Source organism: Salinarimonas chemoclinalis (genome assembly GCF_041514305.1).
Classification (GTDB): domain Bacteria; phylum Pseudomonadota; class Alphaproteobacteria; order Rhizobiales; family Beijerinckiaceae; genus Salinarimonas; species Salinarimonas chemoclinalis.
On the sequence record NZ_JBGMWH010000015.1, the window covers coordinates 1 to 12,256 of the forward strand.

Consider the following 12,256-nt stretch of genomic DNA (forward strand, 5'->3'; position numbering starts at 1 on the left):
ACGCCGCAGATCGGCATCGGACAGCCCGCGCAGGTCGGACGGGTCGCGGATCGTGTCGAGGAGGGGGGTGTCTGCGGGCATGGAACGCTCGAAACCTCTGGAGGGAGACGCTGATATGGGTCGCGGGGGCCGGTCCGTCAAAGCGCCGACGTGCATGCTCCAACGTATACGATCAAGGGCCGAAAGCCGCGGGGGTTCCGCGCGCGGCGCGAGACTCAGGGCTCCACGTCGAGGGGGCCGGTGCCGCGCGCGGTCCCGTCCGAGCCGAGGCCGATCTTCTCGATCCGCGCCTCCGCGCTCTTCAGCAGCGTCTCGCAGTGCTTCTTGAGCGCCTCGCCGCGCTCGTAGACACGGATCGACTCCTCGAGCGGCACGGAGCCCTGCTCGAGCTTGCGCACGATCTCCTCGAGCTCCGCGAGCGCGGCTTCGAAGGGCATCTGCGCGATGTCGGTGGGGCTGTGCTCTGCCATGAGGCTGCTCGGTTCCGTCCTGTCGTCGCCGGAGGTGGAGGCATAGCCCGTGGGCGCACGGCCTGGCAAGTTTCCACACCGCCCGCGCCGTCCGCGCATGGCCCCGCCGCGCGGCATGCCGTCCGGCGGTCTTCCCCCCGTCGCACCGGCGCCCTAGCCTCCGATCCGATGCGAGCGTGCGAGGGTGACGGGCGGGCATGGACGAGAGCAATCCTCTGGCGACGACCAAGTTCGGCGTGGGGCAGCCGGTGCCGCGCACCGAGGACCCGATGCTCCTGCGCGGCGAGGGCCGCTATACGGACGACATCGAAATGGAGGGTGCGCTCCATGCGGTCGTCGTGCGCTCCAGCGTCGCCCACGGCGTCCTGCGCGGGGTCGACGTCGCGGCCGCCCGCGACGTGCCGGGCGTGGTCGCCGTCTACACGGCGCAGGATCTCGCTCGGACCGGCACGCTCCCCGCGGGCATCGCCGCGACGCTGAAGAACGCCGACGGCTCGGCGATGGTCGTCCCCGCCCGCCCCGCCCTCGCCACGGGCAAGGTGCGCTGCGTCGGCGACCCCATCGCCCTCGTCGTCGCCGAGACGGCCGCCGCCGCCCGCGACGGCGCGGAGGCGGTGATGCCCGACGTCGAGGCGCTCCCCGCCGTCGCCGACCCGCGCGAGGCGCTCGCCCCCGGCGCGCCGGCGATCTGGGACGAGGTGCCCGGCAACCGCGCCGTCGACTGGGCCTTCGGCGACGCCGCCGCCTGCGAGGCCGCCTTCGCCCGCGCGGCGCACGTCACCCGGCTGAGCGTTGCCTCGAACCGGGTCGTGCCGAGCCCGCTCGAGCCGCGCGCGGCGATCGCCTCGTTCGACGCCGCCGAGGATCGCTTCACCCTGCGGCTCGGCAGCCAGGGCGTGTTCCCCATGCGCGGGCTGCTGGCCAAGGCGATGGGCGTCGCGCCGGAGCGCATCCGCGTGCTCACCGGCCAGGTCGGCGGCTCGTTCGGCATGAAGTCCGCCGTCTACCCGGAATACGTGGCGCTGCTCCACGCGGCGAGGGCGCTCGCGCGCCCCGTGCGCTGGGTCGACACCCGCTCGGAGAGCTTCCTCTCGGACCACCACGGCCGCGCGCTCGTGCTCGACGGGGCGCTGGCGCTGGACGCCGAGGGACGATTCCTGGCGCTGCGCATCGAGGGCGTCGCCGATCTCGGCGCCTGGCTCAATCCGGTGGCGCCGCTGTTCTCGACGATCAACATCCCCAAGAACGCCGTCTCGGTGTACCGCACGCCCGTGGTGCACGCGCGAATCGCCTGCGCCTACACCACCACGACGCCTGTCGGCCCCTATCGCGGCGCCGGGCGGCCGGACGGCAACTACCTGATGGAGCGCCTCGTCGACACGGCCGCCGCCGAGATGGGGATCGATCCCGTCGAGCTGCGCCGCCGCAACCACGTCGCACCGGACGCGATCCCGTTCGAGACCGCCGCCGGCACCCGCTACGACAGCGGCGACTTCCCGGCCATCCTCGACGCCGCGCTCGCCGCCGCGGACCTCGCGGGCTTTCCCGCGCGCCGGGCCGAGAGCGCCGCGCGCGGTCTGCTGCGCGGGCTCGGCATCGGGCAATATTGCGAGGTCACCGCCGTCGTCACCTCGGAGATGGGCGGCCTGCGCTTCGAGAAGGACGGCACGGTGACGCTGCTCACCGGCACGCTCGACTACGGCCAGGGGCACGCCACCGCCTTCGCGCAGGTGCTCTCGCAGCGCCTCGGCGTCCCCTTCGCGTCGATCCGGCTCGACCAGGGCGACAGCGACCGTCTCGTGGCCGGCGGCGGCACCGGCGGCTCGAAGTCGATCATGGCCTCCGGCGCCGCCATCGTGGGCGCTGTCGCGCGCGTCGTCGAGGCCGGCCGTCCGCTCGCCGCGCACGCGCTCGAGGCGGCGACGGTCGACATCGTCTTCGAGGACGGCCGCTTCGCCATCGCCGGCACGGACCGGTCGATCGGCGTGATGGAGCTCGCCGCGCGGCTGCGCGACGAGGGCTTCGTCGCCGCGCTGCCGGACGACGTGCCGCGCACGCTCGACGTCACGCACGTCCACGAGGCCTCGCCGTCGGCCTACCCGAACGGCTGCCACGTGGCCGAGGTGGAGATCGACCCGGAGACGGGCGTCGCGCGCGTGGTGCGCTACACGGCGGCGAACGACTTCGGCGTCGTGGTCAACCCGCTCCTCGTCGAGGGGCAACTCCACGGCGGCGTGGTGCAGGGGATCGGCCAGGCGCTGATGGAGCGCGTCGTCTTCGACGCGGACGGACAGCCGCTCGCGGGCTCCTTCATGGATTACGGCCTGCCGCGGGCGGACGACGCGCCGTTCCTCGCGGTGGAGAACCTGGAATTCCCCGCGACCACGAACCCGCTCGGCGTCAAGGGCTGCGGAGAGGCCGGCTGCGCCGGCGCGCTGCCGGCGGTGATGAACGCCGTCGTCGACGCGCTGCGGCCCCGCGGCATCCGCCACATCGACATGCCGGCGACGCCGCAGGCCGTGTGGCGCGCGCTGCGGGCCGCCGAGAAGGGCACGCGGGGCGCCGCCGCCTGACGCGCCACCCGCCCGCGAATCGGCTACAGTCGCGCACGAAGCGGGAACGGTCGGCGGACGAGGGGCGCGATGCTGCGGCGGTTGGTGATCGGTGCGGCGGTGCTGCTGGCGCTCGGCGTGGGCGCGCTGGCGCTCGTGCCGCTCGTCGTGCCGGCGGAGACGGTGCGCGCGCGCATCGCCGCCGAGATCGAGGCGCGCACCGGCTGGCGCGTCGCCTTCGACGGGCCGGTGTCGCTCGGCGTCTTCCCGGAGATCGCGCTCACCGCCGAGCGGCTGCGCATCGAGAGCGCGGCGGACGCGCACGACGCGCTCGCCGCCGACGTCGAGCGCGCCGCCTTCGGGCTCGCGCTGGCGCCGCTGCTGTCGGGCTCCGTCCGGCTGACCGAGATCGCGCTGGAGCGCCCGGTCGTGCGGATCGTGCGCGGCATCGGGCAGGCGCCGGAGAGCGACGCGCCGGAGGCCGACTCGGGCGCGCTCGCGGGCGTGGCGATCGACCGGCTGACCGTGACCGACGGCCTCCTCGTCCTGCGCGGGGCCGCCGGCGAGAGCCGGCTCGACGACCTCTCCCTCGTCCTCGCCATGCCCGACCCCGCCCGGGAGACGACGCTCGAGGCGACGGGGAGGCTCGACGGGCGCACCTTCGCCCTCGACGCGCGCGTCGATTCGCCCGCAGCCCTGCTCGCCGGCGAGGACGCGGCGATCGCGCTGGGGCTCGAGGCGCCGGGCCTGCTGCCGGCGCGGCTCGCGGGAGAGGCGCGGGCGGCCTTCTCGAGCCCCCGTCTCGTGCTGCGCGACCTCGTCCTCGAAAGCGGCGAGAGCCGGCTCGCGGGCGCGGCGGACATCGTGCTCGGCGGTACGGCGCCGGCGATCGACCTGCGCCTCGCCGGCCTGCTCCTCGATCTCGACGCGCTCCTCCCCGCGGGCGACGGGGGCGCGGGGCCGCGGGCGATCGATCTCTCCCCGCTCGGCGTCGTCGTCGGCGACGTCGAGCTGGCGCTCGAGCGCCTGCGCGTCGCCGGCCGCGAGATCGCGCCGGCCCGCCTCCAGATCCAGTTCGAGGACGAGGCGGCGAGCCTCGTCGTCGACGAGGCGGGCTTCGCCGCCGGCAGGCTGTCGGGCGAGGTGCGGATCGGCCGCGACGGGGCGCGGGCGCGCGTCTCCGGCAGCCTCGCCGCGCGCGACCTCGACGCTTCCGTGCTCGGGGCCGCCCTCGCCCCGAGCCTCGGTGCTGCGGACGCGCCCGCGCTCGCGGGCCTCGTCGCCGCCGACCTGCGCTTCGCGCTGGCCGGGGAGACGCCGCGGGCGCTGCGCGCGAGCCTCAACGCCGCCGGGCGCATCGCGCTCGCGCAGGGCGAGGCGCGGGTGCCCGCCCTCGCCGCCGTGGCGCCGGGGGCGGAGGCGACGCGGTTGTCGCAGATGACGCTCGCCGTCGAGCTTCCGGACCTGACGCGGCCGGTCGGGATCTCGGGGGACGCCGTCTGGCGCGGCGAGCGGATCGGGCTCGACGGCTCGCTCGACCTGCGCGCCCTCGTCGAGGGCCGCGCGGCGCCCCTCGACCTCGCGCTCTCCGCGCCCCGGTTCGAGGTCGGCTATCGCGGCACGCTGGCGCCGGGGGGCGCGACCGCCGGCGAAGCGTCTCTGCGCACCGGCTCCCTGCGCGACCTCCTCGCCTGGCTCGGCCGGGCGCCGACGACGCCCGGCGGGCTCGGACCCTTCGCCATCGCGGGGCGTGTCGACGTCGCCCCGGGCGCCATCGCGGTCGACGACGCGCGGCTGTCGCTCGACGGCGCGAGCGGCACCGGCACGGCGCGCCTGCTCGTCGGCGGCGCGCGACCACGGCTCGAGGCGCGGCTCGCGCTCGACCGGCTCGACCTCAACCCCTACTTCGGCCTCTCCGCGGCCCCGAGCGGCACCGGCGACGGCGGCGGTTGGAGCGAGGCGCCGGTCGACCTCTCCGCGCTGCGGGCGCTCGACGCCATCCTCGACCTCTCGCTGGGCGCCCTCGTCTTCCGGGGCATCGAGACCGGCCGCGTCGCGCTCTCGGCTCGTCTCGAGAACGGGTCGCTCGCCGCGGACCTGCAGGAGATCGCTCTCTATGGCGGGGGCGGCAACGGCCGCGTCGAGGTCGACGCCGACCCGGCCGCGCCGCGGCTCGGGGCACGATTCGCCTTCGCCGACCTCGACGTGCGCCCGTTCCTGACCGACGCCGCCGGGTTCGAGCGTCTGGAGGGGCGCGGTGGCGTGCGGCTCGACGTCTCCGGGCGGCTCGTCACGCAACGCACGCTGATGGAGAGCCTCTCGGGCAGCGCCGGCTTCGCCTTCCGAGACGGGGCGATTCGCGGCGTCGACGTGACCGCGCTGGCGCGGCTCCTCGCGACGGGCATCGTCGACGGCTGGCGCCTGGCGGAGGGCGCGCGCACGGAACTCTTCGCCTTCGAGGCGGGCTTCACCATCGCGCAGGGCACGGCGCGCACCGACGACCTGCGGCTCGTCGGCCCGCTCGTCGACATGAGCGGGACGGGCGCGATCGACCTGCCGGCCCAGCGCCTCGCCTTCACGGTGGAGCCGCGCGTCGCGCTCGAGCAGAGGCGGGGCGAGGGCGTGCGGCTCGTGGGCTTCGGCGCGCCCGTGCGGATCGAGGGGCCGTGGGCGCGTCCGCGAATCTACCCCGACATCGCCGGCGTGCTGCAGGATCCGGTCGGGGCCTATGCGCGGCTGCGCGAGCTCGGCACGGGCGTCTTCGGGATCGATCTCCCGGGCATCGATCTTCCGGGGGTCGCCATTCCGGGGGGCGACGCGCGCTCCGCGGGCGAGGCGCTGGAACGGGCCGTCGGCACGGAGGCCGCGCGCGGGCTCGAGCGCCTCCTCGGCGTGCCGCAGGCGCCCGTGCCGCCGCCGCCCGCCGCGACGCCCGGTGTGGACTCGCCCGCGGCGCCGCCGCCACCCCGCGACCCGGCGGTGGAGGCGGCGCGTGGGCTCATGGATCTGCTCTTGAACAACCGTTGAACCCGGGCATGCCGCGTCGGCAACCCGGCTCGACCGAGAAACGGCCGAGATCCGGCTCTTCCCGGATGCGGCACGGTTGACCCCGGGGCGCGGGGCCATTCTAAATACGTCGAAACGCGGCACCGCCGCGCGACAGGGAGGATTTCATGGCCGACACGACCAAGCGTTCGTTCCTCGCCGCCGCCATGGCCGGCACCATGCTCGCTCTGGCGCCCCACGCGGCGTCCGCGCAGGAGAGCCAGGACTACCTGCTCGCCACCGCCTCGACCGGCGGTACGTACTACCCCGTCGGCGTCGCCATCGCCACCCTCGTCAAGGTGCGCCTCCAGAACCAGGAGGGCATCAACATGTCGGCGATCAATTCCGCCGGCTCGGGGGAGAACATCCGCCTGCTGCGCGACAACGAGGCTCAGTTCGCGATTCTCCAGGGCCTCTTCGGCGCCTATGCGGCGAACGGGACCGGTGACCTCGCCGATGCCGGTCCGCAGGAGAACCTGCGCTCGATCGCGCAGCTGTGGCCCAACGTCGAGCACTTCGTGCTGCGCGCCGATCTCGCGCCCACGGGCACGATCGCGGACATGGAGAACGCCAAGGGCATGGCCGTGTCGATGGGCCTGCAGAACTCGGGCACGCTCGGCTCCAACGAGGTGATCATGTCGAACCTCGGCATGCCGCTGTCGGAGTTCGAGCTCGCCTACATGGGCTACAACCCGTCCGCGGACGCACTGCAGAACAACCAGATCGTGGCGGCCTCGATGCCCGCCGGCGTCCCCGTGTCCGCGGTCACCCGCAGCTTCGCAGCGATGGGCGACGGCGTGCGCCTGCTCGGCTTCAGCGACGAGCAGATCGCGCAGGCGAACGGCGAGTTCGAGGACCTGTGGGTTGCCTACCCGATCGCGGCGGGCACCTATCCGGGCCAGACGGACGACATCGTCACGATCGGGCAGCCGAACTTCCTCGCGGTGAACGCGGACGTTCCCGAGGAGACGATCTACCTCATCACCAAGGCGATCTACGAGAACCTGCCCTTCCTGCAGGCGATCCACCCCGCCACCAACGAGATGAGCCTCGACAATGCGCTGGCCGGCCTGCCGCTGCCGCTGCATCCGGGCGCGCTGCGCTACTACGAGGAAGCCGGCCTGACGATCCCGGATCGCCTGCGTCCCTGATCCGGGCCGAGGCCGGAGGGCGGCGCGCGCCGCCCTCCGGCACGCGCCGGCGCACCCGCCTTCACGCGCGGGTGTGCTCGACGAGAGAATACCGGTTGCGCCGGCCGGGCTCGTGCGGCGGTGCGCGGCGCGCGACGCCGCGACAGTGAGAGACCCCTCCCCATGACCGACGACGCGCCCGCGCCACGCCTCGATCCGGCCGCAGACGACCGGACGCGGGGCAAGCCCGTCGCGGCGGGCGGGCGCGCGCAGGCCGAGGACGTCGAGGGCGAGGTCGAGGCGCACGTGCGCTCCTTCGAGGGGACGCTCGTCGGCCGGGTCGCCTGGGCGGTCGGCATCGCGCTCGCGCTCTACCATATCTGGGCCAACACGATCGGGACCTTCAACCAGGTCTGGCTGACCGCGATCCACTTCGCCGGCTTCGCCTTCCTGTGCGCCCTGCGATACCCGTTCGCGCGCACGCGGACCCCCGCCGCCAATCGCGCGATGCTCGCCTTCGACGTCGCCTTCGGTCTCGTCGTGGCGATCTCCACGCTCTGGCTGATCTCCAACCAGGACGCGATATACGCCCGCGGCGTGCGGCTCTCCACGCTCGACGTGGTGCTCGCCTTCATCGTCATCGCCGGCGCGATCGACCTGACGCGGCGCGCGACCGGCTTCATCATCCCCGTGCTGATCCTCGTCGCGCTCACCTACGTGGTCTGGTGGGGACCCTCGGCGCCGGGCGTATTCCGCTTCGCGGGCCTTTCGCTCGAGACGCTGCTGTTCCGCTCGATCTTCTCCGACGAGGGCATGTTCGGCTCGATCGCGCTGATCTCGGCGACCTTCGTCTTCCTGTTCATCCTGTTCGGCGCCTTCCTCGTGCGCTCGGGGGCGGGCGAATTCATCATCGACCTCGCCCGCGCGGTGGCCGGGCGCTTCGTCGGCGGGCCGGGCTTCGTCGCGGTGATGTCCTCCGGGCTCACCGGCACGATCTCCGGCTCGGCGGTGGCGAACACCGTCTCGACCGGCGTCATCACCATCCCACTGATGAAGCGCGCGGGCTTTCCGCCCAAGTTCGCGGCCGGCGTCGAGGCGGCGGCCTCCACCGGCGGTGGCCTGATGCCGCCCATCATGGGCGCGGGCGCCTTCGTCATGGCGACCTATACGCAGATCTCCTATCTCGAGATCGCGGCGGTGAGCCTCGCGCCGGCGCTGGTGTACTTCCTCTCGGTCGCCTTCTTCGTGCGCATCGAGGCGAAGAAGCTGAACCTCGTCACCAACGACCCGGACGCGCCGTCGGCCTGGGCGGTGCTGAAGAAGGGCGGGCCGACCTTCCTGATACCGGTCGCGGTGCTGATCGGACTGCTCATCGCCGGCTACACGCCGGTCTACGCCGCGGGCTTCGCGATCCTCGCCTGCATCGCGGCCTCCTGGCTGACGCCCAAGCGCATGGGACCGAAGGCGATCCTCGACGCGCTGGCGCTCGGCGCGCAGAACATGATCATGACGGCCGTGCTGCTCGTCGCGGTCGGGCTCGTCATCAACGTCATCGCCATGACGGGCGTGGGCAACACCTTCTCGCTGATGATCAACCAATGGGCCGGCAACAGCCTGATCATCGCGCTCGCGCTGATCGCGCTCGCCTCGCTCGTGCTCGGCATGGGCCTGCCGGTGACGGCGTCCTACATCGTCCTCGCGACCCTGTCGGCGCCGGCGCTGCACGCGCTCATCCAGAACAACGCGCTGATCGACGTGCTGGTGGACGGCGGCGTGCCCGAAGCCGCGCGCATGACGCTCATGCTCGCGGACCCCACCGCGCTGACCACGCTCGCCGCGCCGATGACCCGCGAGGCGGCGGTCGCGTTCATCGGGGCGATGCCGCCTGAGGTGCTCAGCCTCGTCTATCCGCAGGTGCTCGACCCGGTCACGGTGAAGCTGGCGCTGCTCTCGGCACACATGATCATCTTCTGGCTCAGCCAGGATTCGAACGTGACGCCGCCGGTCTGCCTCACGGCCTTCGCGGCGGCGGCGATCGCCAAGACGCCGCCGATGGCGACGGGCCTCGTGTCGTGGAAGGTGGCCAAGGGCCTCTACCTGATGCCCATCCTGTTCGCCTACACGCAATTCCTCGGCGGCCCGCCGCTCGAGGTGCTGCACATCTTCGTCATCGCGACGGTGGGCGTCTACGCGCTCGGCGCGGCGATCGAGGGCCACATGGAGGCGCCGCTGAACTGGCCTCTGCGCATCCTCCTCTTCGCGGCGGGCGTGGCGCTGATCTGGCCGAACAACACGATCGTCGAGACGCTCGGCGCCGTGGGCGTGATCGCGATCTTCGTCTGGAACGTGCGGGAAGACCGCAGGCGGCGCCGGCCCGTGCCGGCCGGCGCCTGACGCGGGCTCAACCGCAGCCGGCGACGAGGCCGCGCAGCGCGGGGCCCGCGCCCGCGAGCGGGAACGTGCCGGCATCGGCGCCGTCGATCGTCACCGACACCGACATCGTCTGTGCCGCGGCCATCGCCGCGACCAGCGGCGTGCGCTTCGAAATCCGCTCCACGCTGGCGAAGAAGGTGCCGTTCCAGCGCATCGGCATCTCGGTCGCCTGCGCGCCCGCCTCGAAGCGCGCGGTGACCTCCGGCTCGGCCTCCGCGCCGGGCACCAGCGCCGAGAGCATGTAGATGCGCAGCGCGTCGACGTCGCAGGCCACCGTCAGCGCCTGGCCGCGCGCAGGGCTGACGCTGGCGCTCAGCGCCCGCGGGTTGAAGGTCCACCCGTCCACGCCCGGCGCTTGGCCGATGGCCGCGCCGGACGGCAGCCACACGGCCAGCATCGCGGCGATCCCGATGCGCGACGAAACTCCTCTCATGCCTCGCTCCTCTCTCGGTGCCGGATCCAGCCGGCGCGAGATGGATGTCGCTCGCCCCACGTCCGCGGCAACAGCGGCATGCGGTCGCGACATCGTCCTGTCGTGGTCGTCCGTTACCCGCGGCGGGATGGCCGTCGCGACGGCCGAAGGGAGTACGGAATGCGCGGTGACGAGGAGACGCCGGCCCTCCTGGCGGAGATGGAGGCGCTGCGCGACGAGGTCTCGCGGGACGGGCGGCGGCGGTGGGAGGCCTTCCGCGCGGACGTCGACCGCACGCCCTTCGCCGTCGGCGCGCTCAACCTCGCCCATTACCTCGCGCTTCGCCGGCGCGATCACCGCGCGCTCCAGCGCGCGCTGATGCTGCGGGGCCTGTCCTCGCTCGGGCGGCTGGAAGGCCGCGTGCTCGCCACGCTCGACGCCGCCACCGTCGCGCTCGCGGCGCTGGCGGGCGAGGAGACGTGCCGGCATGCGCCGTCGCAGCGGCAGTTCTTCCGCGGCGAGACCCGCCTGCGCGCCGCGACGGAGCGCCTGTTCGGGCCCGCGCGGCCGGAACGGCAGGGGCGCATCCTGGTGACGCTGCCGAGCGAGGCGGCGGACGATCCCGCGCTCGTCGCGGGCCTGGCGCGCGCCGGCGCCGACGCGCTGCGGATCAACTGCGCGCACGACGACCCCGAGGCTTGGCGCGCCATGATCGCGCACGCCCGCGCCGCCGAGCGCGAGACCGGACGGCGGCTGCGCATCCTCATGGACATCGCCGGCCCGAAGATCCGCACCGGCGCCGTGCTCGCGCCCGACGAGCGCGCGCGCATCGGTGTCGGCGACCGGCTGCTTCTGGCCAGGACCCTCGCCCCGGGCTTCGCGCAGTCCTTCCCCTTCCAGGCCACCTGCACGGCGCCCGAGGTGCTCGACGCCGTCGGCGTGGGCGCGCGGGTCGCCGTCGACGACGGGCGCTTCTCCGGCCGCGTCGTCGCCCGGGCGCACGACGGGCTCGTCGTCGCGATAGACCAGGCGAAGCTCGGGGGCGCCCGGCTGAAGCCCGAGAAGGGGCTGAACTTCCCCGAGACGGCGCTCGCCCTCGACCCGCTCACCGACAAGGACCGCGCCGACCTCGACGTGGTGGCGCGGGAGGCCGACCTCGTCGGCTATTCCTTCGTGCAGACAGCGGGCGACATCCGGCGCCTGCAGGCGGAACTCGCCGCGCGCACGTCCCGCTGGCGCGAGATCGGCCTCGTCGCCAAGATCGAGACGCCCGTCGCCGTGCGCAACCTGCCGGAGATCATGGTGGCGGCGGCGGGGCGGCAGCCCTTCGCGGTGATGATCGCCCGCGGCGATCTCGCAGTGGAGATCGGCTTCGCGCGATTGGCGGAGATGCAGGAGGAGCTGCTCTGGCTCGCGGAAGCCGCGCACGTGCCGGTGATCTGGGCGACTCAGGTGCTCGAGCGCCTCGTCAAGTCCGGCCTGCCCTCGCGGGGCGAGATGACGGACGCGGCCATGGCGGCGCGCGCCGAATGCGTGATGCTCAACAAGGGCCCGAACGTCGAAGCCGCCGTCGATGCACTCGACGGCCTGTTCCGGCGCATGGGCGAGCATCAGTCGAAGAAGACCCCGACGCTGCGGGCGCTTCGCACGTGGTGAGGGCGGCGCCCCGCGCGGAGCGCCGCCCGCTCGACTTCACCTCTGCGACGTCACTGCGGCTCGATGGGCTCGGCCGGCAGCACCGGCGTGTCGGCCTGCGGGTCGATCGGCACCGGCGCCGGGGCCGGCTCCTCGATGGCGCCGGTCACCGGCACGTCGGTCGCGGTGTAGCCGTCCATCAGGAAGAAGGCCAGGATCGCGCCGATCACCACGATCGCGCCGATCACCCAGGCCATCCCCATCCCCGAGCGCCGTGCGGGCCGCGCCATGCGGTCGTCCCTCGCCGCGTGCCCCGGAAAGCGCGTCGCGTCGGTGCGCGCCGCCACCGGGTCGACGGGATCGGCCGGGCGCGGGTCCGGGCCGGCGCCGCGGGTGGTCTCGCCGGGGCGGATCTCGCCGGGGCGCGTGCCGAACGGGTCCGTCGGCGCGGTCGCCGGCAATGGATCGACCACGCGGTCGGTCCCGGTATGGGGCGTGCGCGGATCGGCGGGGTCGCGTCCATCGTTCGTCGCCATCGTGGCCTCCTTTCGGCTCGAGCGGCGTGATCCGGCCTCAACG

8 protein-coding genes are annotated in these 12,256 nt (G+C 73.9%); 5 read left to right on the forward strand and 3 right to left on the reverse strand.

What is annotated here, in order from left to right; genetic code table 11:
• Positions 1–215: 215 nt before the first annotated feature.
• Positions 216–470 (reverse strand): exodeoxyribonuclease VII small subunit, encoded by a 255-nt coding sequence (locus AB9M23_RS18080; RefSeq protein ID WP_372425980.1) that lies wholly within the window; start codon positions 468–470, stop codon positions 216–218.
• A 197-nt stretch (positions 471–667) separates the two neighbouring features.
• Here AB9M23_RS18080 and AB9M23_RS18085 point away from each other — a divergent pair, with 197 nt between their 5' ends.
• The 4 genes from AB9M23_RS18085 to AB9M23_RS18100 all read left to right on the forward strand — a co-directional run bounded on the left by AB9M23_RS18085 (position 668) and on the right by AB9M23_RS18100 (position 9,591).
• On the forward strand, positions 668–3,043 hold the full coding sequence (locus AB9M23_RS18085; RefSeq protein ID WP_372425981.1) for a xanthine dehydrogenase family protein molybdopterin-binding subunit: 2,376 nt from the start codon (positions 668–670) through the stop codon (positions 3,041–3,043).
• 69 nt (positions 3,044–3,112) lie between these two features.
• Positions 3,113–6,049: an AsmA family protein gene (locus tag AB9M23_RS18090; protein WP_372425982.1), complete on the forward strand. Its 2,937-nt coding sequence runs from the start codon at positions 3,113–3,115 to the stop codon at positions 6,047–6,049.
• Between the two features lie 146 nt (positions 6,050–6,195).
• Complete coding sequence (locus AB9M23_RS18095) at positions 6,196–7,218, forward strand: TAXI family TRAP transporter solute-binding subunit (protein ID WP_372425983.1); 1,023 nt, start codon at positions 6,196–6,198, stop codon at positions 7,216–7,218.
• 162 nt (positions 7,219–7,380) lie between these two features.
• Complete coding sequence (locus tag AB9M23_RS18100; protein ID WP_372425984.1) at positions 7,381–9,591, forward strand: TRAP transporter permease; 2,211 nt, start codon at positions 7,381–7,383, stop codon at positions 9,589–9,591.
• A 7-nt stretch (positions 9,592–9,598) separates the two neighbouring features.
• On the opposite strand, the gene AB9M23_RS18105 is transcribed toward AB9M23_RS18100, so the two are convergent.
• Positions 9,599–10,063: a hypothetical protein gene (locus AB9M23_RS18105; protein ID WP_372425985.1), complete on the reverse strand. Its 465-nt coding sequence runs from the start codon at positions 10,061–10,063 to the stop codon at positions 9,599–9,601.
• Positions 10,064–10,222: 159 nt separating this feature from the next.
• Between AB9M23_RS18105 and AB9M23_RS18110 the strand changes: the two genes are divergently transcribed.
• Positions 10,223–11,698 (forward strand): pyruvate kinase, encoded by a 1,476-nt coding sequence (locus tag AB9M23_RS18110; protein WP_372425986.1) that lies wholly within the window; start codon positions 10,223–10,225, stop codon positions 11,696–11,698.
• A gap of 50 nt (positions 11,699–11,748) precedes the next feature.
• Here AB9M23_RS18110 and AB9M23_RS18115 read toward each other — a convergent pair whose 3' ends face one another.
• Entirely contained in the window at positions 11,749–12,213 is a 465-nt protein-coding gene (locus AB9M23_RS18115) for a hypothetical protein (RefSeq protein WP_372425987.1), read from the reverse strand.
• Positions 12,214–12,256: the final 43 nt, after the last annotated feature.

Coding starts and splice junctions, on each gene's coding strand:
- AB9M23_RS18080 (WP_372425980.1), bottom strand. CDS start 470: ATGGCAGAGCACAGCCCCACCGACATCGCGCAGATGCCCTTCGAAGCC.
- AB9M23_RS18090 (WP_372425982.1), top strand. CDS start 3,113: ATGCTGCGGCGGTTGGTGATCGGTGCGGCGGTGCTGCTGGCGCTCGGC.
- AB9M23_RS18085 (WP_372425981.1), top strand. CDS start 668: ATGGACGAGAGCAATCCTCTGGCGACGACCAAGTTCGGCGTGGGGCAG.
- AB9M23_RS18115 (WP_372425987.1), bottom strand. CDS start 12,213: ATGGCGACGAACGATGGACGCGACCCCGCCGATCCGCGCACGCCCCAT.
- AB9M23_RS18110 (WP_372425986.1), top strand. CDS start 10,223: ATGCGCGGTGACGAGGAGACGCCGGCCCTCCTGGCGGAGATGGAGGCG.
- AB9M23_RS18105 (WP_372425985.1), bottom strand. CDS start 10,063: ATGAGAGGAGTTTCGTCGCGCATCGGGATCGCCGCGATGCTGGCCGTG.
- AB9M23_RS18095 (WP_372425983.1), top strand. CDS start 6,196: ATGGCCGACACGACCAAGCGTTCGTTCCTCGCCGCCGCCATGGCCGGC.
- AB9M23_RS18100 (WP_372425984.1), top strand. CDS start 7,381: ATGACCGACGACGCGCCCGCGCCACGCCTCGATCCGGCCGCAGACGAC.